The 25732-nt window shown below is 61.4% G+C and carries 25 protein-coding genes, 1 tRNA gene and 1 other RNA gene; 17 read left to right on the forward strand and 10 right to left on the reverse strand.

Annotated elements, in window-relative coordinates:
• The first annotated feature begins 6 nt into the window (after positions 1-6).
• Positions 7-582 (forward strand): potassium-transporting ATPase subunit KdpC, encoded by a 576-nt coding sequence (gene kdpC, locus VGG89_15655; protein HEY1977988.1) that lies wholly within the window; start codon positions 7-9, stop codon positions 580-582.
• Positions 583-600: 18 nt separating this feature from the next.
• Positions 601-1008 carry a nuclear transport factor 2 family protein gene (locus VGG89_15660; GenBank protein HEY1977989.1) on the forward strand — a complete coding sequence of 136 codons (408 nt, stop codon included), beginning with the start codon at positions 601-603 and terminating at the stop codon, positions 1006-1008.
• Here the strand turns inward: VGG89_15660 and VGG89_15665 are convergent, their stop codons facing one another.
• Positions 1009-3138 (reverse strand): hypothetical protein, encoded by a 2130-nt coding sequence (locus VGG89_15665; protein ID HEY1977990.1) that lies wholly within the window; start codon positions 3136-3138, stop codon positions 1009-1011. It lies immediately after the preceding gene.
• A 7-nt stretch (positions 3139-3145) separates the two neighbouring features.
• Here VGG89_15665 and VGG89_15670 point away from each other — a divergent pair, with 7 nt between their 5' ends.
• The gene (locus VGG89_15670) at positions 3146-4726 is read left to right on the forward strand and encodes a HAMP domain-containing sensor histidine kinase (GenBank protein HEY1977991.1); all 1581 of its coding nucleotides are present in this window, start codon (positions 3146-3148) and stop codon (positions 4724-4726) included.
• A 1-nt stretch (position 4727) separates the two neighbouring features.
• Entirely contained in the window at positions 4728-5363 is a 636-nt protein-coding gene (locus VGG89_15675; GenBank protein HEY1977992.1) for a response regulator transcription factor, read from the forward strand.
• Here VGG89_15675 and VGG89_15680 read toward each other — a convergent pair.
• Both VGG89_15680 and VGG89_15685 read right to left on the reverse strand, forming a co-directional pair.
• Positions 5360-6040 (reverse strand): TrkA family potassium uptake protein, encoded by a 681-nt coding sequence (locus VGG89_15680; GenBank protein HEY1977993.1) that lies wholly within the window; start codon positions 6038-6040, stop codon positions 5360-5362. The genes VGG89_15675 and VGG89_15680 overlap by 4 nt on opposite strands.
• Before the next feature lies 1 nt (position 6041).
• Complete coding sequence (locus tag VGG89_15685) at positions 6042-6719, reverse strand: NAD-binding protein (protein HEY1977994.1); 678 nt, start codon at positions 6717-6719, stop codon at positions 6042-6044.
• 63 nt (positions 6720-6782) lie between these two features.
• On the opposite strand from VGG89_15685, the gene VGG89_15690 reads away from it, so the two are divergent.
• The 5 genes from VGG89_15690 (at position 6783) to VGG89_15710 (ending at position 10290) form a co-directional block, all read left to right on the forward strand.
• A tRNA-Pro gene (locus tag VGG89_15690) sits at positions 6783-6856 on the forward strand.
• Positions 6857-6892: 36 nt separating this feature from the next.
• Positions 6893-7300: a Clp protease N-terminal domain-containing protein gene (locus VGG89_15695; GenBank protein HEY1977995.1), complete on the forward strand. Its 408-nt coding sequence runs from the start codon at positions 6893-6895 to the stop codon at positions 7298-7300.
• A 10-nt stretch (positions 7301-7310) separates the two neighbouring features.
• Positions 7311-7934, forward strand: a complete 624-nt coding sequence (locus tag VGG89_15700; GenBank protein HEY1977996.1) for a DedA family protein — start codon at positions 7311-7313, stop codon at positions 7932-7934.
• A complete protein-coding gene (gene uvrC / locus VGG89_15705; GenBank protein HEY1977997.1) occupies positions 7931-9895 on the forward strand; it encodes an excinuclease ABC subunit UvrC in 1965 nt (654 codons plus the stop codon). Before VGG89_15700 ends, uvrC begins: the two co-directional genes overlap by 4 nt.
• A 23-nt stretch (positions 9896-9918) precedes the next feature.
• Positions 9919-10290: a phage holin family protein gene (locus tag VGG89_15710; protein ID HEY1977998.1), complete on the forward strand. Its 372-nt coding sequence runs from the start codon at positions 9919-9921 to the stop codon at positions 10288-10290.
• Here the strand turns inward: VGG89_15710 and VGG89_15715 are convergent.
• Entirely contained in the window at positions 10287-12074 is a 1788-nt protein-coding gene (locus tag VGG89_15715; protein HEY1977999.1) for an EAL domain-containing protein, read from the reverse strand. The two genes, VGG89_15710 and VGG89_15715, sit on opposite strands and share 4 nt — an antisense overlap.
• A 159-nt stretch (positions 12075-12233) precedes the next feature.
• Here VGG89_15715 and ssrA point away from each other — a divergent pair.
• From ssrA to VGG89_15730, 3 genes are all read left to right on the forward strand, one after another.
• Positions 12234-12588, forward strand: a transfer-messenger RNA (tmRNA) gene (gene ssrA, locus VGG89_15720).
• A gap of 125 nt (positions 12589-12713) precedes the next feature.
• Complete coding sequence (locus tag VGG89_15725; GenBank protein HEY1978000.1) at positions 12714-13292, forward strand: hypothetical protein; 579 nt, start codon at positions 12714-12716, stop codon at positions 13290-13292.
• Positions 13293-13355: 63 nt separating this feature from the next.
• Entirely contained in the window at positions 13356-14066 is a 711-nt protein-coding gene (locus tag VGG89_15730) for a hypothetical protein (GenBank protein ID HEY1978001.1), read from the forward strand.
• Here VGG89_15730 and VGG89_15735 read toward each other — a convergent pair.
• Both VGG89_15735 and VGG89_15740 read right to left on the reverse strand, forming a co-directional pair.
• On the reverse strand, positions 14051-15469 hold the full coding sequence (locus VGG89_15735) for a hypothetical protein (GenBank protein HEY1978002.1): 1419 nt from the start codon (positions 15467-15469) through the stop codon (positions 14051-14053). The genes VGG89_15730 and VGG89_15735 overlap by 16 nt on opposite strands.
• A 258-nt stretch (positions 15470-15727) precedes the next feature.
• Positions 15728-16219: a hypothetical protein gene (locus VGG89_15740; GenBank protein ID HEY1978003.1), complete on the reverse strand. Its 492-nt coding sequence runs from the start codon at positions 16217-16219 to the stop codon at positions 15728-15730.
• A 189-nt stretch (positions 16220-16408) separates the two neighbouring features.
• On the opposite strand from VGG89_15740, the gene VGG89_15745 reads away from it, so the two are divergent.
• Positions 16409-17221 carry a hypothetical protein gene (locus tag VGG89_15745; GenBank protein ID HEY1978004.1) on the forward strand — a complete coding sequence of 271 codons (813 nt, stop codon included), beginning with the start codon at positions 16409-16411 and terminating at the stop codon, positions 17219-17221.
• Positions 17222-17223: 2 nt separating this feature from the next.
• A complete protein-coding gene (locus VGG89_15750) occupies positions 17224-19044 on the forward strand; it encodes an ABC-F family ATP-binding cassette domain-containing protein (protein HEY1978005.1) in 1821 nt (606 codons plus the stop codon).
• Here the strand turns inward: VGG89_15750 and VGG89_15755 are convergent.
• The 3 genes from VGG89_15755 to VGG89_15765 all read right to left on the reverse strand — a co-directional run bounded on the left by VGG89_15755 (position 19041) and on the right by VGG89_15765 (position 22671).
• A complete protein-coding gene (locus tag VGG89_15755) occupies positions 19041-20012 on the reverse strand; it encodes a hypothetical protein (GenBank protein ID HEY1978006.1) in 972 nt (323 codons plus the stop codon). The genes VGG89_15750 and VGG89_15755 overlap by 4 nt on opposite strands.
• 55 nt (positions 20013-20067) lie before the next feature.
• Positions 20068-21822 (reverse strand): CDGSH iron-sulfur domain-containing protein, encoded by a 1755-nt coding sequence (locus VGG89_15760; protein ID HEY1978007.1) that lies wholly within the window; start codon positions 21820-21822, stop codon positions 20068-20070.
• 201 nt (positions 21823-22023) lie between these two features.
• On the reverse strand, positions 22024-22671 hold the full coding sequence (locus VGG89_15765; protein HEY1978008.1) for a TetR/AcrR family transcriptional regulator: 648 nt from the start codon (positions 22669-22671) through the stop codon (positions 22024-22026).
• Between the two features lie 83 nt (positions 22672-22754).
• Between VGG89_15765 and VGG89_15770 the strand changes: the two genes are divergently transcribed.
• A complete protein-coding gene (locus VGG89_15770) occupies positions 22755-23516 on the forward strand; it encodes an SDR family oxidoreductase (protein ID HEY1978009.1) in 762 nt (253 codons plus the stop codon).
• A 175-nt stretch (positions 23517-23691) separates the two neighbouring features.
• Here the strand turns inward: VGG89_15770 and VGG89_15775 are convergent, their stop codons facing one another.
• A complete protein-coding gene (locus tag VGG89_15775; protein ID HEY1978010.1) occupies positions 23692-23856 on the reverse strand; it encodes a hypothetical protein in 165 nt (54 codons plus the stop codon).
• A gap of 164 nt (positions 23857-24020) precedes the next feature.
• Between VGG89_15775 and VGG89_15780 the strand changes: the two genes are divergently transcribed.
• On the forward strand, positions 24021-24713 hold the full coding sequence (locus VGG89_15780; protein HEY1978011.1) for a peroxiredoxin-like family protein: 693 nt from the start codon (positions 24021-24023) through the stop codon (positions 24711-24713).
• On the forward strand, positions 24710-25729 hold the full coding sequence (locus tag VGG89_15785) for a hypothetical protein (protein ID HEY1978012.1): 1020 nt from the start codon (positions 24710-24712) through the stop codon (positions 25727-25729). The genes VGG89_15780 and VGG89_15785 overlap by 4 nt, the downstream gene beginning before the upstream one ends.
• The last annotated feature ends 3 nt before the right edge of the window (positions 25730-25732 follow it).

The raw sequence follows: 25732 nt of genomic DNA on the forward strand, positions 1-25732 counted from the left end.
GAAGAAATGCTCAAACACTTTGGTGCTGCCTTCCGGATGACGGTCGTGTCGATCGTCATTCTCGGCCTGATCTACCCGCTCGCGATGACCGGCGTAGCGGAAGCGCTCTTTCCAAAGCAGGCGAACGGCTCGCTCGTCACGGTGAATGGCAGGATCGTAGGGTCGTGGATCATTGGGCAGCTCTGGACCAAGCCGCAGTACTTTCAAGGCCGTCCGTCCGCTGCCGGCAAAGGCTACGATCCGACCTCAACCGGCGGTACCAACTACGGCGCGACGTCGAAAAAGCTCTTGGATTCAACAAAAGCGACCATCGCCACGCTGGAGAAGCAGAATCCCGGCGCAAAAGGTGCCCCGCCGATCGATCTCGTGACGTCGAGCGCGAGTGGGATCGATCCCGACGTCAGCCCGGAAGCGGCGTATTGGGAAGCGCCGCGCGTCGCGAAAGCGCGCAACATGAGCGTCGTCGCGGTCGACGCGCTTATCGCTCGACACGTGCAAGGGCGAACGTTTGGCTTTCTGGGCGAGAGGCACGTCAACGTGCTCGAGCTCAACCTCGCGTTAGACGGACTGAAGCCCAGCTAAGGGAGAACTACGACGACGATGGACTCGGATGAGCAAGCGATCGTTTCGATCGTGAAGGAAATGGCAGAATCCATGACCGGGACGCAGAGCACGCGGCACTGGGCCGAAGATGCGCTGTGGTTCGACATTCCGGCATTTGCCTCGAAGGGCGTTCAGCCGGCACTGAAGATGTTCGACAAAGTATTTGGCGGCTTTGCCTCCTGCAAAGTCGACATCCTCGACATGGAGGTGATGCTAAACGGAAACATGGGGATCGTGTGCACCGTTCAGAAGGTCAACATCGTGCTTAAGAGCGGCGAAAGTAAACTTGTACTGGCACGCCAAACGGACTGCTTTGAAAAGCGCAACAACGAATGGCGGTTAATTCACCAACATGCGTCTGTTCCCGCGGGCGGCAACTGGGACGGGAACATCGTAACGGCGTAGCTAGTCTTCGGGCAGCGTAACATCCTCGATCTTCGGCCGCATCAGCACGAGCAACTCGCGTGCCCCGGCATCGAGAAGGCTGCGGGCAAAGGACGGGCGTGCGAAGAGGCGCGGAGTACGCTGCGTGCCGCCGATCGCGATCGTCGTCTCGGGTTTCGATCGAGCGATCTGGAGCAAGCGCTTGGGTACCTCGTCGGCCTTATCGTCGTTCCACTCGATATTCGTCTTGCGCGCCTCCGTCCGCATCGTCTCTACGGCAGCAGGGTCTACCTGATCGTCGGGTCCAACGACGTGTGCGATCGCGAACTCGATTCCTAGGCGAGCGGCGAGGCGACCCGCGCGCGATATCATCGGTATGTCGATGGCCTGCGAGCCGACGCTGAGCAATATTCGTTCGAACGGTGAGGCGATGTGCTCGCGATAGCGCGCGCGATACGCTTCGCGCAGTGCGAGCTCGCGGAGCGCGAAGAGATTTTCCGTGCGGAAGAAATGCGTTAGCGCCGTTTCGACTCGATCGGGCGGATAGATCTTGCCCTCGCGAAGACGCTGACGCAGCATTTCCGGCGTGATGTCGATCAAAATAACTTCGTCGGCGAGCGTGAGAATGCCGTCGGGAAGCGTCTCGCGTACGAGCGTGCCGGTTAATCGCAAGACGGTATCGCTGAGCGCTTCGAGGTGCTGCACGTTGAGGGTCGTGATGACGTCGATGCCCTCTCGCAGCACCGCGAGAACGTCTTGGAACCGCTTCGGCGCAACGGAGCCCGCTGCGTTGGTATGCGCCAGCTCGTCGATGAGCGCTACCTGCGGGTGTCTTACGATCAGGGCATCGCGATCGAACTCTTTAAAGGTCAGTCCGTCGTGCGAGATGATTTTGGACGGCAAGATCTCGAGACCGTCTAGAAGCGCTTCGGTCTCCTTTCGACCGTGCGTCTCGATAAAGCCGCCGACGACGTCGACCCCGTCAGCCTTGAGCTGATGTGCGCGGTCGAGCATGGCATACGTTTTGCCGGAGCCGGCTGCGGCGCCAAGGTAGACGGTAAGTTTTCCGTACCCGACGCGCATCCGATCGCCGACCGTTTGCGAGTACGGCGACTGGCTCGGATTCTCGCCAATGTACGTCTGGCCGCTGCCTACGATAAACAGGTCGTACGGCTGGGGAGCGCCGGCGAGTTTTGCGGCCGCCTTCCCGATCGGAACGGCAACCAGTGACGCCCTCAAAGCATTAGACGGCGCCTTCTCGGGGTCCATCGATTCCCGCAGCACTTCTCCGTTGAGCTCGCGCGCGACGCGCTCGACCGCGGTGCGATCCGCCGCATTGACGGGCACGACCTCGAGCGCCAGATCGAGCGCGTGAGCAACGGCGGCCGTCCGCCGGAGAAATGGTTCGACTTCCGTATTTGGATAAACAAACGCGGTCGCAACCGACGTCCTCCCCGCTTTGACGGCAGGCAGAGCGAGGTTGTCGACGGTGCGCAAGAGCAGTTCCCGCAGGATGGAGAGCGTCTGTTCTTTGAAGACGCCCGCCAGCGCGCGTTCAATGTCGCCGTCATTGACGATTTTGCCGGCACGCACCCGGCTTCGCAGAAGCCGCGAGGAGACGTCGAGCGCGACGACCTCATCGGCCGATTGCAAAAACGAGAGCGGAATGATTTCCCGGATGGGATATCCGATCAGGCCTTCCGCGACTGGCGCTACGGTTTCGACGTGTGCGATGTTGAAAGCACCGTAAACGCTGATACCGTGCTCCTTCAACGCAAGCGCATCCTGCCAACGCTTAGCGTGCGTACCGCCGTCGAGGTTGTCATGCGCGAGTTCGTCGAGAATGACGACATCGAACTTGCTCTGAAGTGCCGTCTCGTAATCGAAATCTTCGAAGAAGCTGTCGCCGAGCTTCACCTTTCGCGGGGGGATGCGCGACAGCTGCGCGGCCACGCGCTCGAGATCGGGACGTCCCTTCGTCTCGATCCACCCGATCGCGACGTGTCGTCCCGCAGCTTGCATGCGGCGGGCGTCCTCAAGTAAACGGCGGGTCTTGCCGGCGCCCGGCGCGCTCGCGACATAGACTACCAGACGCGCGCGGCCGCCGAGCTCGCGCAACAGCTCCTCGGCCTTCTCGGAACGATCCTTCACAAGGCGGGTGCTTCGCGAGCGAGAAGGCCATCCCGTGCTGCCGCTGCTCTGTTACGGTCTGGTGGCCGCCGTGTGGGTCCTGGACCTCGTGACCCCGCAGCTCCTCGTGGCGGCGATTCTCTTCAACGGGCCGATCGCGTTGAGCAGCACGGCCCTGCGAAGCGCGCTGACGGCGCGTCTCGTCATCCTGGCGGAAATCGCAAACGCGGTCTCGGGATACGTGAACGGCGTTCAATCCGGATACCGCTGGGACGTTATCGCGTTAGGCGATCGCCTGCTGCTCGCAGCGTCGTTCGTGCTCGTCGGCTACCTTAGCGTCAAAGCGCAGGAGTTCGCGCGCGAAGCCGGCGAGTCGTCGGGCCGCGCTCGGCAGGTCGAAATAGAGCGAGCCCTTCGTGAGTCCACCGGCCGCGTTCGCGGCAGTCTCAACGTCGATTTGGTGCTGCGCGGCGTTCTCCGCGAGTCCATGAAACTGCTTGGAGCCTCGCAGACCCGCCTGGTCGTTCGCGAATCCACGTTTGCTCTTCCGCTGATCATGGTGCTCGAAGCAGTTGACGGCGACGTTTCCTACGGGCGCAAGAGTCTGTCGATGGAGCTCGCGTCGCTCGTGACTCGCGCTCTCGAAGCCAAAGCGCCGTTTCGGTTGACACCGGACGACGCGCTGGGTCGGTTAACGCTCGAAGTGCTGGGCGCAAAAGAAGCGATCGTCGCGACCGTCGCAGCGGTAGGCGAGATGGAGTGCGTCCTCATCGGGTCCGTCGCCGGTTCGGCTTCCCTGGCGGCCGACGCGCTGGTCGTAACAGAAGCGTTCTCCGAACAGGCGGGCGCGGCGCTCGAGCAGGCGCGCCTCTTCACGCAGCTCGGCGAGCAAAACCGTGAAATCGCGCGACAGAGCGATGAGATCGGTCGCCGCGGCGACGTCATTCGGGACATCGTCTACGCACTGGCGCACGACCTCCGCACGCCGTTGTCTGCGGCCGAGCTAACGATGAATCAGGCGCTTTCGGGAGCCTACGGCGAACTGCCCGAACGGTATCAGCCGATTCTTCGCGCCACACTGTCCGCCAATGCCGACGAACGCCGGATCGTTGAGACGTTGCTTCTGGTGGCACGCTACGAAGCGGGGGAAGAGTCGAACGTTCGCGAGCGCCTCGCCGGCAACGAGTTGGTGACCCGGATTGCCGAGGACTTTCGCCCCATTGCCGAAGCGAAGGGAATCGCGCTTGAACTAGAGACGGCGCAGCCGTTTTCGGTCATGGGCGACGCGCACGAGATCCGCCGCGCCGTCATCAACTTAGTCGCCAACGCCGTCGAAGCGACGCCGAAACATGGTACGATTCGCATTAGTGCCGAGCGACGCGGCGCCGACGTAGTCATTACAGTCGCCGACACCGGCTACGGCGTGCCGCCGGGGCGGCGTGCGTCGCTATTCGAGCGCTTCTCGGGCGTACGCGGTGGCGCCGGCACCGGCTTGGGCCTCTACATCGTTAGACGTGTTGCGGAAAAGCACGCCGGGTCGGTGGCGTACGCGCCGAACGGGCCGCAAGGCAGCGTCTTTACCTTGACGCTTCCCAATGGAGATGAATAGCGTGGAAGCGCGCATACGGGTTGCAATCGTCGAAGACCACGCATTGACGCGCGCGGGCTTGCGCACAACGCTCGAATCGACCTTCGACGTCGTCGCGGAAGCGCCCGATGGGATTGCCGGGTTCGAAGCCATCGCGCGCGAGCATCCGGACGTGGCGGTCGTCGACATCGGCTTGCCCGGTATCGACGGCATCGCGCTCACACAACGTATCCGAGCGGAGCTGCCCGCAACGCACGTCGTGATCGTCACGATGATCGACCTGCAAGAAGAAGTCGTCGCGGCGCTGGCCGCAGGCGCCGACGCGTATTGCCTCAAGAGCTCCGACCCCGAACGCATCGTCGACGCCGTGCGAATTGCCGCCGAAGGGGGCGCCTATTTCGATCCGCAGATCGCACACGTCGTACTCGCAAGATTCTCGCCGAATGCAAAAGACGCGCTAAGTCAATCGCCGCTGACGCCGCGCGAAACGGAGATCTTGCGCCTCATCGCCGACGGTCACGCAAACACGGAAATAGCGGATAGCCTGCATATCGGGCTCGGTACCGTCAAGGGACACATTCGCGACATCCTCGAGAAGCTGTCGGCTGCGGATCGCACACAAGCGGCCGTTACCGCTTTACGAAAGGGTTATATCTAGCGAGAAACGATGGCCCGGATTCGCTCCGCGGCGCCGTTCTTGACGATCACGATCATCGAATCGCCAGCGTGCAGCACGGTGTCTCCCGTTGGAATTTCCAAATCGCGGTTGGGCCGATCGACAGCTACGACGACGGAATTGTGCGGAAGGTTGATCTCGGCGAGCATGCGGCCGTCGACCGGCGATTGCTCGGGAATGGCGACCTTTACGAGCTGCATGTTGCCCTTGCCGAACAGATGCATCGTCTCGAGCATCGAGCGGTACTTCGAGGCGTTGACTTGCTCGTTGAGGACGTCGAGAATGAGTTCGGTCGAGGAAATAACCGTGACGGGATCTTCGGTATCGAGCGAATCGAAGATGAGTTTGTTGGCCGGATTGTTCACGCGCGCGATGCAGCGGGCCTTCGATTTCTTTTTCGAGAGCAGCACGACCACGAGATTGTCTTCGTCGTCGCCCGTATCGGCGACGACGACGTCCGCGCGCGCGACGCCGGCGTTTTCGAGCACCAAGGGATCGCAGCCGTCGCCCACGACCGTTACCTGACGATCGATGAGCCGCTCGAGCATCTTGGCTTTGCGCTCGTCCTTCTCGACGACGACGACTTCGTGGCCTTGATTGACCAAGGCTCGCGAGAGATACGACCCGACCTTGCCGCCACCCACGATCAGAATGAACACGCTACGCCGTCATTCGCTGTTGCGGAGCCGCGCTGTGAAAGCGCTTCGCAAACTCGCTGATCGCTTCGGGCGCCACGACCGCGTTGAGTTCGTCGCCTTCTTCGAGCACCAGGTCGTTGGAGGCGACCATCACGCCGCCGGTTCCGCGCCGAACCGCCGCGATGCGGATGCGGCCCGGTTCCTCGATGTCGCTCACGTGTTTGCCGGCGTCCTCGGGCGTCACGATCGCCGAGAGCGACGTCAGCTTTCCGAGGTCGAAAGATTGCAGCGAGTCCCACGGTGCTTCCATCAAAACGTCGCGGATCAGCTTGGCGCCTACGGTCGTCGGGCAGACGGTCTGCACGCCCAGCTCGCGGTACATCTGTCCGCGCGGCGGGTCGTAAATCCGCGCGACGATTCGCTTGATCTTGAACATCCGCTGCGCGATCAGCGCCGCCATGATGTTGCGATTGTCGCCGTTGGTAACGGCGATGAAGCCGTCGGCCGTCGCGGCACCGGCGCGCTTGAGGACGTCGTAGTCGATGCCGGTGCCGACGACGACGCGCCCTTTGAATTTCTGACCGAGCCGTTTGAATGCGGAAGCGTTTTCGTCGACGACGATAACTTCGTGTCCGTCCGCGTCCAGGTACTTCGCAAGCGCGGAACCGACGCGGCCGCACCCCACGATGAGGTATCTCATGAATCACGGGCTGGCTTACCCAGGGACCCTCCCGCATCCCTGCGAATAAGCGGGAGTTTTTATCGGGGCGTGGCTCAGCTTGGTAGAGCGCTACGTTCGGGACGTAGAGGTCGCTGGTTCGAATCCAGTCGCCCCGATATTTCCAGCCCGACCGCTCGAGCCGTGGAGCAGGCTTGTTTTCTAGGTTCAATCCAGCCTCGCGGCGCGTACTCCGTATCGCAGAGCAAGAGTGCCGCAATCATAGCCAATACTACGTTGGCGCGGAACACCTCTTGGTGGCCTTGCTCGAAGAGCGCGACCCCTCGGTTCTGCATAATCTCGACGCGACCGGCATCGACGCTCGCGAAGTGCACGCGGAAGTTCGCCGGGCGCTGGGCATGGGCGAAGACCGGCTGTGGGAAGGAATCCTGGTGACGCCTCGCTTGCGTAAAATCGTCGCGCTGGCCGAGCAGCGAGCCGGGGACCGGGAAATCGCCCCAATCGACTTGTACGAGGCGCTCCGCGCGGAGGGCTCGAGCCTGGCAGCGGAGATCCTTCGCCGCGCTCAGGATAACCGAAACACGGCACCCGCCGCGGAGTAGCATCACCGGCATGGCAAACATCGAGCACGCAGTCGTCAGCTTCGTCGACCAGTACGGATACTTCGGCCTCTTCATCGCCTTGGTGCTCGGAAATATCGGAGCGCCGATCGGAAGCGAGCTGGTGCTGCCTGCAGCGGGCGGCCTTACCGCCACCGGGCATCTGAGCAACCTCTGGCTCACCATCGTGGTGGCCGTCGCGGGCGAGCTCGGCGGCAATACGATCGCCTACGCCATCGGCCGGTACGGCGGCGAACCGCTGCTCGAGCGATACGGAAAATACGTCCACGTCACGCACGAGCGACTGGGAATCATGCACCGGTTTTTCGAGCGCTGGGGAACGTTTGCCATGTTCATCTGCCGGTTCTTGCCGGTGATTCGCGGCATCGCCGGATTTCCGGCCGGCATCGCGGAGATGAATCTCGTGCAGTTCTACCTGTGGACGCTGGCCGGTTCGGCTATTTTCTGCGGCGGACTGGTTCTGCTCGGCTACTCCGCCGGCGGTCACCTCGACGTCATCCTTCCGCTCGTGCGCAAGGGCGGGTACGTTGCATTAGCGGTTGCGATCGTCGCGATCGCCGGCGCAGTGGTTTTCCTGCGCTCGCGCGCGAGGGGTGACTCCGCAGCGTCGCCATGACGCCGCTCGAGCAGACCCTCTCGCAAATTCCCGACGCGCCCGGCGTCTATCAGATGATCGGAGCCGACGGCGAGATTCTCTATATCGGAAAAGCGATCTCGCTGCGCAACCGCGTGCGGTCGTATTTTCAGGAAAGCGCCGTCCATCATATCCGGACGACGGCGATGGTCGAGAAGGTTCGGGACGTTCGCACGATCGTGGTCACCAACGAAGTCGAAGCGCTCATCCTCGAAGCCAACCTCATCAAACGGCATCAGCCGCCGTTCAACGTTCGGCTGCGCGACGATAAACGCTACCCCTATCTGAAGGTGACGAACGAACCGTTTCCGCGCGTCGTATTCACGCGCTTCGTAAAGGACGACGGCGCCCGTTACTTTGGCCCGTACACCAACGCGCACGGGCTGCGCGAGCTGATCGACCTCGTGCGGCTGGTCTTCCCGCTGCGTACGTGCCGCGAGCCGATCGACGGGCGGCGCAAACGGCCCTGCCTGCAGTATCATATCAAGCGCTGCCTCGCGCCGTGCGTCGGCTATCAGACCGAAGACGACTACAATCGCATGATCGATGAGGTCGTACTCTTTCTCGAAGGCAAGCAAGAGTCGCTGCTCGCGCGGTTGCAGCAAGACATGGCTGACGCCGCGGAGCTGTTTAACTTCGAGTCGGCCGCGCGTCTGCGCGATCGGATCGTGCAAGTGCGGCGCGTGACCGAAAATCAAAAGGTCGTCTGGAAATCGCGGCTCGACATGGATCTCATCGCGGTGGCGCGCGGTCGCGGTCAGGCTTGCATGCAAGTCTTCCTCGTGCGCGGCGGAAAACTCATCGGCCAGGAACATTTCATCCTCGACGGCGTGCACGAACAGTCCGACGCACTGTTGATGGGAGAGTTCCTCAAGCTGTTCTATACCGCGCGTACGGCCGCGGCGCCCGAAGGCGAACCGCTCTCGACGGTGCGCATTGCGCGGGACAACGAGGTTCCGATTCCGCTCAAGACGCGCCGGCGCCTCACGACCGCGCAATCGAGCGCGGTGCCCAAAGAGATTCTCGCGGAGGTCCTTCCCGAGGATCGTGCGACGATCGAAACGTGGCTGTCGCAGACCAAGGGCCAGCGCGTGCGCGTCCTTCAGCCGCAGCGCGGCGCGCGCGCCGAGTACATGCGTCTGGTGCGCAAGAACGCCGAACAAAATCTCAAGGCGTTCCTGGCGCATCAGGAAGTGCAGGAAACGGCTCAGGCGCGCTCGCTCACCGACCTGGCCGACGCGCTCGAGCTTCCCGAACCGCCGCATCGCATCGAGTGCTACGACATCTCGAACATTGCGGGAACGAATCCCGTCGCGTCGATGGTCGTGTTTGCGGAAGGCCGGCCGCGCAAGAGCGACTACCGCCGTTTCAAGATTCAATACGATCGCGGGCCTAACGACTTTGCGATGATGCAGGAGACGCTGCGCCGCCGGCTGCGCTATTTGCGTAAAGCGACCGACGAAAAGGACACGCCGCTCGAGCGCGAGCTCGCCAAGAAGGAGAAGTTCAACAAAAAGCCCGACCTGCTGCTCATCGACGGCGGCAAGGGGCAACTCAGCGCGGTCGTCGAGGTGATGGAAGAACTCGACATGACGGGCCTTCCCGTTGCCGGACTCGCCAAAGAGCACGAGTGGCTCTATCTTCCGGGTCAGTCGGAGCCGATCGTGTTACCCGCCAACTCGCCGGCGCTGCACCTCGTGCAGCGTATTCGCGACGAAGCGCATCGCTTTGCGGTTACCTACCATCGCCAGCGGCGCGCGAAAGCCATGACCGTATCGGCGCTCGACGGCCTCGAAGGCGTGGGCCCGGTCCGAAAGAAGCGACTCCTCACTACCTTTGGGTCGGCAGCCGGAATTCGGCGCGCCAGCATCGACGAAATCGCCGCCGTCAAAGGGATGACCGCGAGCTTGGCCGCAAAGGTGAAACAGGCGCTCGAGCGCTAAGCCCGGTCGCAGAAGGGGGTACGATGCACTTGATCGTTCGCTTTATCGTCAACGCAGTAGCGTTGTACTGCATCGCACGATTCGTGCCCGGATTCAATCACAACATCACGGTGACGTCGGCGGTCATCGCCGCCGTCATCTTTGGCCTCGTCAACGCGATCCTCGGTCCCATTCTGCGGTTCATCACCTTCCCGATTACGTTCCTCACGCTCGGGCTGTTCTCTATCGTCGTGAACTTCATACTCTTCGCGATCGTCGTCAAGGTCTCGCCCGGTTTCTACACGACGGGCCAGATCAGCTGGTGGTTAGCGGATCTCTACGGCGCGATCATCATGATGATCGTTTCGACGTTCATGCACGCGGCCACGCGACCGCCGGAAGGCGCGACGCGCTAACGCGTTTCGGCGGCTAGCGCGCAGAAACGCTCGAACTCAGGGAGCGCCATCGGGCGCCCCGTCAGATATCCCTGAATGTGATCGCAGCGTGAGTCGGCCAGGATCTCAAACTGCATCCGGCTCTCGACGCCTTCGGCCGTCACTTTCATTCCGAGCGCCTGCGCGACCGTGATGAGCGATCGCACGATGGCACGGTCCTCGCGGTGCTCGATGCCGGTCACGAACGTGCGATCGAGCTTGAGCGAGTCGAGCGGGAAGCGCTTGAGGTAACCGAACGAGCTGTAGCCGGTGCCGAAATCGTCGACGGTCACGTTGACGCCCAGTGTCTTGATCTCGTGCAGGCGTGAAAGAATCTCGTCGACGTAGTTCATCATCGTCGTCTCGGTGATTTCGATCTCTAGGCCCGACGGGTCGACGCCGCTTTCGCGCAATACGTGCTCGAGGTCGTGAAGAAACTCCGGATGCGCGAGCTGGTGTGCCGAGATATTGACGGCAACGGTCATCGGTACGCGAGCATCCTGCCAGGTGCGCAGCTGCGCGCACGCCGTGCGCAGAACCCACAGTCCGATGGGCACGATCAGCCCGCTGTCTTCGGCGATCGGAATGAACTGATCGGGATCCAGAAGCCGGCCGTCGGGTTGACGCCAGCGCAGCAGCGCTTCCGCTCCGACGATGCGCGTCGTCGTCGTTTCGACGATCGGCTGGTAGTAGAGCTCGAGGCTGCCGTTCTCCGGCGCTTTGCGCAGCTCGCTACGAATTTGTTGGCGCAGCAGCGCCGCTTGATGCATCTGCGGCTCGAAGAACGTGTAGCGCGGGCCGTTGGGCTCTTTCGAGCGATACATCGCGGCGTCGGCGTTGCGAATGAGCGTGTCACCGTCCACGCCGTGCTCGGGCGAAATCGCGATGCCGATACTCGCCGACACTACGAACTCGTACTCATCGACAAACAGCGGCTCGCTAACCGCAGCGATGAGTCGTTTGGAGAGGTCTTCGGCGGCCGGCGCGCCGTCCGCCGCGGGAAGCGCAACGACGAACTCATCGCCGCCCCAACGCGCGAGCAGTGCGTTCGGCGGCATGACCGAACGCAGTCGCAGCGCGAGGGCGTGGAGCAGCACGTCGCCGACTGCATGTCCCAGCGTGTCGTTGACGTCTTTGAAGCGGTCGAGATCGAGGAAAAGCACCGCGCACTGGGAGCCGTGATTGGTTCGCAGGCTCTGCTCCAGGCCTTCCATGAGCGTCTGACGATTCGGCAGTTCCGTGAGCGTGTCGAAGTGCGCCAGGCGGTCGAGGTGCTCTCTCATGCGAAGCGCTTCGAACCGGCTCTTGAGCTCGTTGTACTGAATGCGAATGCGCAGAGCACCGATCGTGACCGCGATGACGTAACCGCTCGCCACAATCGCCAGCGCGACGATGTTTGCCGGCTGCGTCAATACGCCGGCCCAGACAGAATAGAGGAGCTCGGTGACGCACGCGACGACCGCCGTGGCGACGAGATACGACGTGCGATAAAACGCCTGCTGAACGCCGACGGCGACCAGTAGGCTGGCCGCGATGTAATACGGATGATTGCCGCTATCGACGACGAGAATCGGGACGACGATCGCGACCGGCAGCATATTGACCAGCTGCAGTTCGGCCGAGTGGCGCCGAAGCGCCGGGAAGGCGAGTACGGCCAGGGCGACCGTGGCCGAGACGGCCGAAGCTGCCAGCCGCAAGGTCAGCGAGTCGGGTGGCATGCCGGGGATCGCCAACAAGACGAAGTGGAACGCCGGCAGCAAAACCACGATCAAGGCGCTGTAAATCCACAGCGTCGCGGTCGCAGTACGCTGAAGCCAAGGCCTATAAAGGCCTGGTTCGAAGGAAGGCATGCTTGTTCACTTTATCGGCAGAAGCCCCCCGCAACCCGCGCTTGCCTGGCCGTGTTACAATTTCTGTCTGGCTACGGGGCTGAAATAGGTTCGACAGGGAGATCCGTGGTCGGCGTCAGCAGGCGGAGTTGCGAGCCCTCCTTAAACGATCGCAACGGCAATATCTGCCAACAACGAATACGCACTGGCTGCCTAATTTAGGTTAGTCACCGGACGCAGAGGGTCGGCCCGAATCGCTCTGCCCTCCGGTCAATAACTCGGGCTGGTGCGAGCGCGTGATTCGACGCTCGTACGAGAAAAAGGGTCTGCAGCGCGCGGTAAGCCCCGCTTTGAGGCGTACGCGCGATCAAGTTAAAATCGAAGCTGAGCCTGGAGAACGCGCCGGTTAGGCTTTCTGGACTCGGGGGGCAGTACCCCGACAGCTCCACCAAAACTTCAATCTATCGGTTGTTGATCCCGAGTAAACGCGACGCACTAGTTCGTTAGAACTAGTGCCGATTGCGCTTACAAAAATCAGCGGAAGCCCGGCAACATTGTGCGAAGGGGAAGCCCGGCATGAGTTCTTTCCTTCCAGCACCGAGAATGTTCGAGAGTTATGGCATCCGCTCGACCGATTTGCTGTGGACCGGTCGACCCGCGAGTGGATTGAGATTTCATCGCAACGATGCGCTCTACGTTCCTTTTAGCCTAATGTGGGGCGGATTCGCGATCTTTTGGGAGACGATGGCCGTCAGCATCGGTACGCCCTGGTTTTTTAAGCTGTGGGGCATTCCGTTTGTCCTCGCTGGCCTTTACATGATTGCCGGTCGATTCTTTGTCGACGCATACCGTCGTAGCCAAACCTGGTATGGAGTGACGTCCGATTCGGCGCTCATCTTGCGTCAAGGCTGGGCCGGAAAACTTCAACGACTCTACCTGCCCAGCATCAATAAAATCGATCTTGAGCTCGCGCCGGCGGGGACCGGCACCATAACGTTTGGCGACGCGCCCGCAGCGACGTGGTTCAGCGGTAGGCAGAACTGGTCGGGAGGGCCTGATGCTCCATCATTCGAGGGTATCGGCGAGGCGCAGAGGGTCTACGACCTATGCGTTAAGGCTCAACGATCTTCCGCCGCTGCCATGCAGCCGGCTTAGTTCAATCAAGCACGCGGCTAGCGCATTTTTGGATTTAGAAAAGCTCAGAGATCGTTCAACTGAATGAATTCGCTGTGCGCGCGGGTCATCACCGCAATCACCGTCACCGCATCGCTCACCGGGTGCTCGAGAACGGGAGCGATCGTTCCCGGCGCTTCGCAGCAGCCACCCGTAATGCGACAACCACTCGTTTCAATTCCAAGCGTAGCGCGAGAAGCCGCCGCAAGTTCTCCCTGCGACTTCAAAGGAAATTTTGACCTCCACGGTTCCTGTATCAAATATGCCATGCAGAAAAAGGGAACGACCGTAGCCCTCGCTGCCTACCATGGTATCGCGCTCACGATGCTATGGCCGCCGCCCAATCCGCCACTATCCAACACCTTTGTCAGTGGGGACGCCACCGGCAACGGAGACATCACGGGAGCCTATCACGGAAGCCGATTCCCGAAGTACGGCTCGGTCAAGTGCATCGACCCTTTCTTTCACCCGATCACCTGTCCGGGTAAAGCGTTTCTCTACAGCTTCACGTTAAACGCGACGTCGTTTGAGATCGGTTTCCACACCTCACCGAAAATGAAAATAACGAACACCCGGCCATATCCTGGAACCAAGTGCATCATCGCCAACCTCGAGCACCTCAAAACGTGGGTATGGCAAATCCTCAACATGCCGTACGCGGAGCCGGTCGGCGGCAGGCTCTCGATAAGGAGTGGCCCCCCTCTCACTTTTTCGGGTTCCGGAGGAGCATACTTTTTTGCCTACGTCTGCAAATAGGCGAACAGCGGCGGTCGTGGAGCGCTGCGATGGAACATTCCAACGCCGGCACAAACGAGCGTGAAGGCAACGCAGAGCCAGTCGAACGAATCGCCGATTGACAGATAGAGACTGTGGCCGGGGCCAAGCGGCACGTCGGCTACAATCGCGCGCACCAAGCCTGTATCTGACGCGGCCGAGGCGATGACACGGCCGTTCGCATCGGTAACCGTCAAGAGTCCGAAGCGCGACGCCCTAACTACCGCGAAACCGTCTTCGACACCACGCATGATCGCGAGTCGCGCGTGCGCGTCCACGTCGAGGCTGAAGTCGAGGGCCGGCACGAAGACAACGTTGATATCGCGACCGCGAACGTCGTTCCTCACTCCGTGCGGATAATCCATGTCTTTGCAGATCTCGACGGCTTGGCCGTCCCCGATGATACCCGGCGTGGTTCCGGCCGGGTAGTTCTCGAAACCCAGCAGCAAGCGTTGCTTGACGTATCGAAGCATCGATCCGTCGGGCCTAAAAACTAATGCGACGTTTTGTACTTCCGTTCCGTGCTCTTCAAAACCGGCGATCAACGTCGTTTTGGTTACGCGGGCGCTCTGGCGGAGCACCTCGTATACCGGAAGCCATTGGGGTTGAATCTCCGCAGCCTTTTCTGAGAACACGACGACGTGTGCGCCTTGCGCTGCTAATTGTGTCGTCAACCTAGCATAGCTGCGAGCGATGCCAAGCGTTTGCGCTTCGGTCCAGCCAAAGCGCACTCGATCGTCTGCGGCGGCCGCAACGCGGTATCGCGGCGGCGCCGGCCCGTCGAGTCGAACGAAACCGAACGCAACGTTGGCAAGCACAAGTGAGGCCGCTATGACCGCCGGCCAAAGCGCGCGGCGTGGTTCTCGTGCAATCATCGCGATGGCATTTGCAACGACGCAGATAAGAAACGTCACGCCGCCTAACCCGACCAGGGCTGCGCTTTGGATGAGCACCGGAACGAAAGTCTGGCTGTAGGCGATCGACCCATACGATCCGTTCGGCGAAAGGTGCGTAAACGCGAACTCGAACGCCGTCCAGTATGCCGGAAATACAAGTATGGCGGCCGCGGGCGGTAGTCGTCGGTAAGCCAGCCGCGCGAGCAACACGCCGGCGGCGAATGCGGCCGAAGTCACCACCAATAGGACGGCCAGAGTGGCCGCCATGATTCCGTAGGCTTCGAACAGCGTAAGCTGCCCGAGCGCAAACGCCGCAAACGCCGCTGCCAAGACTTGCCACGACCGAGCCCGGCCGTATGCGAGCCATAACACCGGTGTGGCGGCGAGCCATGCTAACGGCCAAATGGACCCGAGATTCGTCGAGAAAAAGAACAGTGCGCCGCTGGCGATCGCGCACATGCCGGCGGTTATGGCGCTTCTCGCACCCACGGATGTCATCGTTACGAACATACCCACCCTCTCAATCTACGATCTGGGTACATCCAGATTAATGCGCGTCGTGTTGATTCCGGGATGGAACGAGAGCGGGAAAGGCATGCCGGTCTTCGAGGGAGCTGAGCCTGGAGAACGCGCCGGTTAGGATTTCTGGAGTCGGGGGGCAGTACCCCGACAGCTCCACCAAAATTCGACTCTATCGGTTGATCCTGAGAAAACGCGATGCACGAGTTCGTTAGAAAGCACCGCGTTTTAAACGATGCAGCGGGTTCCGTTGACGATAACGGCGGTGCCACCGAGGCCGTCGGGATACCAGCAGAACCTGACCATCGTATTTCTGGGTCCCGAGTTCCGCACTACCCACGCAGTATGGACCTTCTTCGTGAACTGGATATCGAACTTTCCGCCCGGCGCTCCCGTGTAAGTCGTGTAGTACACCGACTGCCGTGTCAGGCACCGGCCGCCGGCGCTCGTGGTGATCCTCACATCCGCGGTGCGTTGCGGGCGGATCGACATCTCGGGCGGAATGCGGCTCATGCACTGGCTGCCGAACGATTTCAGGTGAATCGTCGAGCGCGTGTAGTTGAGATACACGAAAACGTACGGTAGGTGGGGATGCAGTGCGGCGTCCTGTGCCGGTATGACGGCTCGATCGCCGCTCGACGTGATGGGGCCGCTGCAAGCGACGGTGAGGCTTACTAGCAGAAAAAGAACGCGCGTCATCAATCGTCGAGTGAACGTCATAAGAGTTCCTCCTCCCGCTTTGCTTCCGTAGCATATGAAGGCGTCCTTCACCGTCGCCGAGTTCGAGTTCGATGCCGTAGATTCACGCCAAATCTACCGACAGGTCTTTCTCGCAAAGGGCTCTGCCGGGATGCGGGTTTGCCAGTTCGCGGGAATTCTGGTGCGGACGATCTGGGTACATCCAGATTGATGCGCGTCGTGTTGATTCCGGGATGGAACGAGAGCGGGAAAGGCATGCGGGTCTTTGCGGAAGGCCGCAATGGGTTGCCGGGGTTGGCGGCAGTTGGGTACGAGTGCGTGTCGTTCGACGGCGGCAGGGGCGGCCTGAACGAACGGATCGATCAGCTCGCGGAGTTTCTGTCAGGCGTGCGTGCCAACGGAAACTCGGGCGACCCTACGCTCCTTTTCGGTTACAGCGCCGGCGGAATCATCGCACGTGGGTTGATGCGCTCGCGACAAGCGTCAGAATGGAAGATCGGCGCGCTCTTCCAACTCGGCGCCCCAAACGGCGGTATCGTCACCGACCATGTCGCCGGGCTGCTGCACCGGATCCATTTCTCCATGGACGTCATCGAGGATCTGGATTTGGAGTCGCCCTTCATGCAGTGGCTCAACGGCACGGCCGGTCATTGGGAGACGGACTCTGCTACGCATGAAAAGCACTGGCGTCCGAATAAGAAGCCGTGGGTTACGGCTCGCGACGTACCGATTCTCAATCTCATTGGACGCGTTCCACGCTACCGGCATCTCACCGACGGCGTCGTCTTCGTCGATTTAGCGACTCTCGGCGGGCACGTGCCCCATGCGTTCGTCGACGATCCGCGAGCCAATCATCTCAACCTTAGCGGCAGCTGGAACCCAATGACCCTCACGTTGCGCCGCTGGTTCTGCGACGATCGCCTATGGCCAAAAGCGGTCGACGCCGCCGCGCGGTTTTTCTCGGGCGCCGGGTTCCCGGCGGCTAGAGAGGCGAAATCCAGCGCCGCCATCAAAACGTCCTAGCCTTGGAACTGTTGCGATTTTCGGACCTCGAGTGTCATTACGGGGCGCGCGAAGTCTTCGCCGGTGCGACCGGTGTTTTCAACGATGGCGAGCGGATCGGCCTGGTCGGTGCGAACGGCGCAGGAAAGACGTCGCTATTACGCCTGCTCGCGGGCGTCGAGCCCCCGTTCGGTGGGAAGATCGTTAGGGCGAAAGACGTTCGGCTCGGCTATCTCGCGCAGGGTGTCGCCGATGAAACCGAATCTACGCTGCAAGAACTGATCGATCTGGCGCTTGCGAAGGTCGACGCGGAATCGTGGGCGCAGCGCAATAAAGCGCTGCACGTCATGTTAGCGGCATTCGGCTTTACACCGGCCGAATACCAGCGCCCGCTGCGCGCCTTTTCCGGCGGTCAGCGAGCCAAGGCGGCGCTTGCACATCTTTTGATCGACGAGCCGGACTTCTTCCTTCTCGACGAGCCGACCAACCATCTCGATATAGGGACGGTGCGATGGCTGGAAACGTTCATCGCAAACGATCGCCGCGGGTATATCGTCGTTTCGCACGACCGCTATTTTCTCGATCGAATCGCGACGCGAATTTGGGAAATCGAGCGCGCACGATTGCACGCTTACGCGCCTTCGGCCGCGGCCTATACCGCATACGTCGCTCAGAAACAAACGCGACTGGAAGAAGAACGGCGAGCCTATGAACGTTTCGTTGCCGAGCGTGATAAGCGACGCGCGACGATCGCCGGATTGCGTACCACGCACACCTCGTCGGACTACAGCCAAGTGCGCAGCCGCGAGAAGCAACTTGCGCGCGTCGAGGCGACGGTAGAAGCGCCGGCACCGGTCGCAGCTCCACGCGGTATCGCGGTACGGCTGGAGAAGGTGCGCCGCGGCGGCGGGTACGTTTTCGAGACGACTGACGTTGGGAAGTCGTACGCCCGCGCGTTGTTTTCCAATCTCACCGTCCGCGTTGACCGAGGGGAATGTCTTGCCGTCGTCGGCCCGAATGGGTCGGGGAAGTCGACGCTTCTCAAAATCTTGTCCGGCGAACTTGCGCCCGATGCCGGCTCGGTGCGGTTCAATCCGGCGGCTCAGGTGGCGTACTACGCGCAAAACTCCCACGAGCAACTCAACATGGACGCCAGCGCCGTAGAAGCTGTGCTGGCGGCATCCGGTGGGACGAATTGGGAGGCGCGAACGTTGCTGGGGCGCATGCGGATCGGCGGCGACGCGGCCGATAAACCGGTGCGTGACTTTTCAGGCGGCGAGCGGCGGCGAATTATGCTCGCGTGCCTGACGGCCCGCAAAGCCGACGTTCTGTTGCTCGACGAGCCCACTAACGATCTCGACATCGATAGCCGCGAAGCGTTGGAAAGCGTTCTGAGCGACTACGCGGGTGCGATCGTCGTCGTGTCGCACGACCGCTTCCTGCTCTCACGATTATGCGATCGCGTCCTTTGGATCGAAAGCGGACAGTGGGGAATCGTCGAGGGTGCCTACGACGATTACGAAGCATCTCAGCGAGACCGCGAGCGTGCTTCCCTCGAGCAGACGGCCCCCGACACGGAAGAGCGCCCCAAGACGTCGCGCCAAACGCCGTTGCGGATTCGGTCGCAGCTGCAAACGCGAATCGACCGGATCGAACGCGAGATCGAACGGCTCGACGCTCGGACTGCCGAAATCGAGGCACTATTCGAACAGCCCGAAGTCAACACCGACCACGTGCGATCGTTAGCGCTAAGTAAAGAACTCGCCGACGTGCGATCGCAAAGCGGCGAACTCGTCGCACGCTGGGAGTCGCTGCACGCCGAGCTCGAAGCGATGGACGCTTAAAGCGTCGACTGCACTTCTCCGTAGAACGACGGCCACTTGGTCGATGGAACGAGATCCTCCGCGGCGTACCACCAGAAGCCGGCGCGGGTGAAGCGCGTCAAACTCGGCGGAACGATCGACATATAGTACGAGAAGATGCTCTGCGCGTCCGAAAGCGAGCCGGTGGTAATGGGGGCAGCCATGCCGATCTCGCCAAAGCCGACCCTGGCGTTGGGAAAGTCGGCTGCCAAACGCGCGAAAATCTTGTTCCACTGCGCGACGCTGGGCCGCGCACCGTAGTTCCCGGCTTCGTAATACGAAACCAGTACGTAGCGCAGGCCGCGATGCATCGAAGCCGGCACGTAGGTGCGCTCCCACGAAATCATGTCGTATCCGGGCGTCACCCACTTCGGGACCTGGTAGTAGAGCGTCATTTCCGTCGTCAGCCCGCGCGCGCTGACGATGTCGTACATGGCCTTCACCTTCGACATCACGTCGTTCGCCTGGGCGGCGCATTCGTGCGACGAAGGGCAGCGCACTCTGCTCAGCCATTCGCCATTGACTTCGTTGCCGATCTCCCAGAGATCCGTATCGCTCGCGAGTGCGTTCACGTACGCCTTCGTGCGCGCCTTGATTTGAGCGAGCGAATAGCGTTTGATCGAAGAACTGTCGGCCAGTTCGCCCATGGTATGCGCCGATTGGTGCAAGGCGTGCATCCCCGACGCGTAGCACGACGGCCCGATTGGATCGAACACCACGCGAACCGTCGGACGATTCAGCGCCTTCACTGTCGCCAGCTCGTCCGAACTCACGCCGCACCGGCTCGAGAGATCGTCGTAGGTTATGCCGCGCAGGTTCGCAGGCAGCGCGAATGCGTTGCGCGCGGCCACGCCCGGTTGCGGCATTTGAGCGATCGGCGGAGCGCCCGCGGGACCGCCAGTGCATGCCGCAACGCCGAGAAGCAAAACGACTGCGATAGTTCTACGCATGCAGTTGTATTTATACTCGGGGCGATATGATAACCTTTGCCGGCCTGTAGTCGTTTCACTCTTGTTTGCCGCCCTGGATCCAATCGGCAAAAGCCGCGACCTTTTCTGGTGTCCAAGCGCCGTCGCACGGCATCGTACCAGCTTTGACCCGCTCGAGTATCGCGTCGGCATGAGCGCTTACGTCGGCATACGCCCACAGATCGAATGCAAATTGCATCGATTTGCGATCGCGCTCTCGAAAAAGCGCTTTAACGTGCTTGGCGAAACTGACCGGCTCGCCCGGAGCCGGCAAGTCCACTTGAACTTCTTCGTGCGGCGCTAGCGCCGATACACGGCTGCCCGGCGGTCCGGCGCTGGTGGTCCACTCCCAGTGAGGCATCGGCATGTGCTGCGGAGGCTGCGCGTTGGTCTGCGAGTTTTCAACGGCCAAGCGCGATCCCCACTCGATGTACGCCTGGAACGCGGAGCGGAACTCGGGATCGTTCGGAAGACCGGATTCACGCGCAGATTGCAACAAGAGCGTGACCCAGCGAGCGCGCATTTCTTCGGTGAGGCATTTGCCGAGATGCTGCGAGAGCATACGCGGATAGCCGCCGTACTCCGAGCTATAACGTTTTGGGCCGCCGAAGACCTCGCCTAACCACTTCGCCACTCGTTGCGGATGATCGGCGGACATATTTGCGAACAGCGGTGCAAGCAAATCGTCCGCGGGCACGAATTTTTCGTAAAATAGGCGAGTCATGCGCGTGAGTGCGGGCAGCCCTCCCGCCCACTCGAAAATCGAAGGCTGGCGGTCCGGCGGCGGTAGGGGATCACGAAACTCGACGTACCAGTGCATCCCGGTACAAAATGGTTTATTCTGCGCGTGACCGCACCGGCATAACGCGCAGTGTTCGAAGGACGCACCGGCATTACGAACGACATCGTTGCCTTGGTCGTCACGTAGCGCAATCGGACCGGTGACGCGATACGGGCCGTCTTTAGAGACTTCAATCGCCGGTTGTCGCCGGCCGTGCCAATTGACATCTGCTCGCGCCTCGACGCCATCGACCGCATAGCTCAGAGCACCGGACGGGCAGTCGCGAACCGCGCGAATAATCTCGTCCATGCGGCCGCCGCTCGGCGCGACGAACGGCTCGCTTTTCGTCCGGAACACCTTGCTCAGGCGGTCGCTGCAGTAGCCGGAATGCTGACACGTGCCGCGATTATCCAAGATCGTGACCTGCTGACCCACGTAGACGTCTTGGCGGTCCGGTACCCGTTTGGGATCCTTCGCATCATCGAAGCCGATCTTCGCGTGGCTGCCGTCGCAGTACGGTTTGATCGCGGACGCACCGCAACGGCAAAGAGCCATCTGCGGAAATGCAGACAACGGCTCGCCCAGCCACGTGACCAGGTTCTTTACATTGGTAACTAACAGCGGACCGTTGTGTGAAAGGCGTATTTCGGCATCTAACCCGTTATAGAGCGCTTCGAGTTCGGCAATGCGTGCCGCGACTGCGTTCGCGTCCGACGACACTTCGGCGCATGCAAGCTGCGCAAGCGCGGCAGTAGCCTCAAGCAACGCAGTCGGCGGAAGTCCCTCGCGACGCCACGCTGCTGCGCGTTTCGCCAGATCCCATAGCGACTCGGCCGGCTCGTGCGCGAGCTGAGGTAGATCGTCTTCGCTACCGGCTAGTGCCGTCAATGGGCGAATAACCGAATCATCGAGCCGCGCGGCGACGCCATCGCTGCCTCCATCGTCTAAAGAAGCGCGCAACCGGCGCACGCCGGAAAGTAGGTCTCTATAGGTCGAAGCGGTTGTGGGCATTTTCTCTCCTTGGCACCCTAGAATGTCGGGTCGCCTCCGTTCGGTTGCGCCCATAATCGCCGGGGCAGGCTAGCTAGCGACGCACTACTAATCCAAAATGCAAAAGGAGCTCCAATGCACGTGATTTTATCAACAACGCTCCTCGCGGTTCTCGTCATGCCGGTCTATCCGGAAGCGCAGCCCGGAACTGCAGCGCCTCCGCTAGCTTCGGCGCGCGGGACGCGTTCGATGCACGGTAAGCGATTCGATGTGGTCGAGTATTGCGTCGACCGCGGCCTCCAACGGTTTGGTATTGCGCCGAAGCTGCGTTAATACCAACCCGCCCTGAACGGCCGCAAGCAGCGCCGTCGCCAACCGATCGGGATCGGCATCCCTTCGCAACTGCCCGCCGGCGTGCATCTCGCGCAATCCGCTTCGAATTCCGTCTTCCCAACGCGAAAACGCTCGGTTGAGGTCGATTCGGAACTCCGGAACGATCTCGACGATTTCACTCGAAAGGGTTCCCAGCGGACAGCCGCCGGCGCAATGCCCCCCGCGCTGAATGCGCACGAGCAGATCCCGCCATTCGCGCAAGGCCCGCATGCTGTTGAGATGCCCCAAGAACTCTTTTTGTGCCCCGATGACCGCGTCGGTCTGGTGGGCGATCACGGCGCGCACGAGAGCCATCTTATCTTTAAAGTAATGGTAGAGTTGCGACGAGCTCACTGCGGCCGCATCGCGGACTTCCTCGGTCGTCGTCCCCGCTACCCCGCGCTCGTGAATGAGGCGGGCGGCCGCGGCCACGATGCGCTCCCGCGTCGCAAGCCCCTTGGGAGTAAAGCTCTGATCTTTGGCTGTTAGCGTCCTCATCGTTCGAAATCGCCCTTTTTGGAGTTGATAATCCAATTTAGCACACTTATATTGGATTTACCACTCCAGTTTAAGGAAAGGCAATGGATAACAACCGCACCCTTCAAGATCTCAACGGCCGTACCGCCCTCGTCACCGGCGCAACCAGCGGCATCGGCAAAGCAACCGCGCTCGCGCTCGCGCGGCGTGGAGCGCGTGTTCTTATCTCAGGCCGCGACGAAGTTCGGGGTCAATCCGTCGTGTCGGCTATCCGGGCTGAAAACGGGGCCGCCGATTTCTTGCAAGCGGACCTCAGCGACGCCGATTCTACGCGGAAGCTAGCGCAGCGCGCACTGGAAATCGCCGGTCGTGTCGACATCCTCGTGAATAACGCCGGCGCCTTCCCGTTCGGGCCGACCGCGCAAACGCCGCCGGATGTGTTCGACGACGTTTTCGCTACCAACGTGCGGGCGCCGTTTATTCTCGTTGGGGAGTTGGCGCCGAAAATGGCGGACCGCGGCAAAGGCGCCATCATCAACCTGAGCAGCATGGTCAGTGAGTTTGGTATGGCGGGAATGGCGCTGTACGGTTCGAGTAAAGCGGCGATCAATTTGCTTACGAAGGCGTGGGCCGCGGAGTTTGGCCCCAGTGGCGTGCGAGTGAACGCCGTCAGCCCGGGCCCGACTCGCACGGAAGGAACGGCCGCGATGGGGGACGGTCTCGCGCAGCTTGCCGCCGCAGCGCCCGCCGGCCATCCGGCGTCTCCTGAAGAGATCGCCGACGCGATCGTCTATCTTGCTTCCGATCGCGCAAGTTTCGTGCACGGCGTCGTGCTGCCGGTCGACGGCGGCCGAACGGCCGTATAAAGGAGCGATCAATGACGACGACAACCCTTCGGAGATCTCGCACGACCGACGTAGCCGCTTTCTCAACGAGAGCCGGGTTATGGATCGGACGCTATGGACTAGTCGCGATACTCCTACTTATCGGAGGCTTGAAGTTCACGCACGGCGAGGCTTTAGGAATCCAGCCGCTGGTCTCTCACAGCCCGCTCATGTCTTGGATGTACTCGCTGACCGGCGTGGACGGCGTTTCACGCGCGATCGGTACGATCGAGATCGCGGTAGCGTTACTCATCGCGTCGCGGCCGATATCGGCGATCGCGTCGGCGGCCGGCAGCCTTTTGGCAATCGTCACCTTTCTCACCACGCTCTCTTTTCTGCTGAGTACTCCCGGCGTATGGGCACCGGCCTTCCCCGCACTATCGGGTACGGGCGCATTCCTCATCAAGGACCTTTGCCTGTTGGCCTGTGCCGCGTTCACGGCCGGGGAAGCACTCGCAGCTGCGGCGAGCAAAGGAGCGGTGTAACGTGTCGTTGGCAGATCAGCTAGCTAAACTAAAGCACGATTTCGAGGCAAAAGCACCGCCGGAGACGATAGAAAAAATACACCGAGCTACGGCGGAGCTCGCGCGCTCCGGGATCCTCGAGCGCACGCTGAAGAAAGGCGATCTCGCTCCCGAGTTCGTGCTTCCCGACGTCAACGGCGTCCCGGTATCCTCGGCGGACCTCCGGCGAAACGGTCCCTTAATCGTCAGCTTCTTCCGAGGTAAATGGTGCCCGTACTGCAATCTGGAGTTGTCGGCGCTGGCTAAAATCTATCCGCGCGTCAAAGAGCTTGGGGCGGAGCTGGTCGTGATCTCGCCGCAAAAAAGTGAGTTCAGCGCCGACCTCGTGAAGCCATATCGCATCGGGTTTCCCATACTGCGCGATTTCCACAACGAAATCGCGGAACAATTCGGAATCGCTTTTACGCTGCCGGAGTATCTCGACGCACTCTACCGTGAGTTCGGGAACGACTCAAAGGCCTGGAACGAGACCGAGGTTTGGCAGTTGCCGATACCGGCGCGGTTCCTCATCACGCCTGACGGAACGATTGCCGATGCGGAGGTTAACCCGGACTACACCGTTCGACCGGAGCCCGAAACGATTCTCGAGCGGCTCAAAGCGCTGAAAGCACCGGGAGTCATCCAAAATCCTACGAAGGACGTATTGCGAGCATGAAAGCACTTTTTGCGGCGTCTTTCGCCGCCCTCATTTGCGCAGGAACCGGCTTTGCGGACGCTGCGTCCGAACCGGCCTCAGCGTTTTTCTTCCCCAGCGTCATCTCGGTCGACACGTCGACGCACACCGCGACGTTTCCGCTTCGCCGCGGCGAGTCGCACGGACAGACGGTCTGGTACGTCGTCACCGACGCGTCCGACGCCGGAGTAGCAAAGCGTTACGGTGTCGTCTACGCACCCGGCATCGCCAAGCTTGGCGATAGCGCGATCGTCGCGGCGACGATGCACAACGGTATCGTAGCGTTTGCCGGTAAGCCCGATTTTTCACCGGAACGCTCGTACGTTGCCGGAACCGGCGGATTTCCGCCCGCGTCGGCAAAACCCGGCGCGATTGGCGACGACGGGTATTCACCGTTCGTGCGTGTTGATGGTACGGCCGGAGTTCTCAACGCGCCGATCGTTGCGAGCGGGAACGGACCGTTCGACGTAACGACGCACTCCGATACCGAAGACCGCGTCGTTGCCATCGACACCACTAAAGGTACCGTTACTCTCGCGCTGGCGCGTGGATTCTTTAACGGTAAGCCAATCTATTACGTGAGCACCGACGCGTCCGACCCGACCGCCGCAGCAGTCGAGCGCGCAACCTACGTGCCGCGCCTAGCGAAGGCCGATTCGGCGGGTGAAATCCCGATCGGTGTCGTTGCCAACGGACCGCAGACCGGCGACGCCGTTCAGGGCTTGGCATACCTCGCGCTCAAAACGCCAATAGGCGACGATGCCACGGCGGCAAACGCGGCGACGATCGGCTCCCCGTTCAACGTCCTCTCGCTGGTGCCGGATACATCCAAGCCGTATGCGTCCAACGCCTACACGCCGCTGTGGTCGGTATTCGTCGTCGGCGAGGCGCAAAGCAAACGTCTCACCTCATACGCCGACGTCGGACCGCTCGCCACGCCCGCGGGATTCGCCGTCAACTGTCCGGCGATCGCGTTGGACACGAGCGGCGGATACTAGTCG

The organism is Candidatus Baltobacteraceae bacterium, assembly GCA_036488875.1.
In the GTDB taxonomy this organism is placed as follows: domain Bacteria; phylum Vulcanimicrobiota; class Vulcanimicrobiia; order Vulcanimicrobiales; family Vulcanimicrobiaceae; genus JAFAHZ01.